Annotated in this window: 1 protein-coding gene; it reads left to right on the top strand. The window is 42.2% G+C overall.

The window, feature by feature from the left end; all coding sequences use genetic code 11:
• Window positions 1-232: FtsW/RodA/SpoVE family cell cycle protein (locus tag ACPYOJ_RS37110; protein ID WP_481420646.1), on the top strand; the 232-nt coding region annotated here is incomplete at both ends.

Here is a 232-nt window from a genome sequence, read left to right on the forward strand (position 1 = left end):
TTGTACCGTAGGCGAAGAATGGGGATTTGCAGGAAGTGCAGTCCTGATTTTGTGTTATATGATCTTTATCGGAAGGATATATTACCTCGCAGAGCAGCAGAAATCTTCTTTTACCCGCGTTTTTGGGTACTGCTTTGCTTCGATTCTTTTAATGCACTTTACCATCAATTTAGGGATGGTTATGGGGCTTTTTCCGACGGTCGGTATTCCGTTACCTTACTTTAGTTACGGA

The sequence above is a fragment of the Rhizobium sp. SVR5-9E genome, from assembly GCF_056755095.1.